Genomic DNA, 690 nt, shown 5'->3' with positions numbered 1-690 from the left:
GAAGCCATGCACATTGACTTCCAACTTACCCGATTCCAAACGGGAAATATCCAGCAAATCTCCGATCAAATCTTCCGCCGCGCCTAACGCACTTTCGATGTGTGCCGACAACTTGCGGGTTTCGCTGTCTTTGGCTACTTCAGAAAGTGAAGACGCAAACAAACGGGCGGCATTGAGCGGCTGCATCAAGTCGTGACTCACGGCCGCTAAAAAACGTGATTTCGATTTCGATTCCAAATCCGAACGCTGCGTCGCTGCCACCAACTGCTTGTTGAGTTGCTCCAACTCTCTAGTGCGCGCGCGCACTCGTTCTTCTAACGTTTCATTGGCGTCTTTCAGCGCTTGCTCGGCATCGCGGAATACTGTGATGTCCGTAAAGCTCATTACAAAACCACCGCCGGGCATCGGGTTGCCCTGCACTTCAATCACTCGTCCATCAGGACGCACACGGGAAGAGGTATGTCGCGTGCCTTGCTCAAGATGATACACGCGGCGGCGTACGTGGTCTTCTGGATCGCCGGGGCCACATAAACCTTGCTCAGCATTGTGGCGAATCACATCAGCAATCGGTCGGCCGACTTGAATTAATCCGGGTGGGAATACAAACAGCTCTAGGTAACGCTGGTTCCACGCCACCAGCCGCAGTTGTTTGTCGACCACCGCAATCCCTTGGCCGATATGTTCTATCGC

General features: G+C 53.6%; 1 protein-coding gene. It reads right to left on the bottom strand.

Features of this window, described 5'->3' with window-relative positions:
* Positions 1–690 (bottom strand): PAS-domain containing protein (locus tag R7Z49_RS25245; RefSeq protein ID WP_318112418.1); only part of this gene is annotated, 690 nt, incomplete at both ends.

Origin of the sequence: Vibrio sp. 1562 (assembly GCF_033340155.1) — a bacterium.
Classification (GTDB): Bacteria; Pseudomonadota; Gammaproteobacteria; order Enterobacterales; family Vibrionaceae; genus Vibrio; species Vibrio alginolyticus.
Note: the sequence above shows the minus strand (reverse complement) of the source record. Positions and strands in the feature narration are given on the sequence as shown.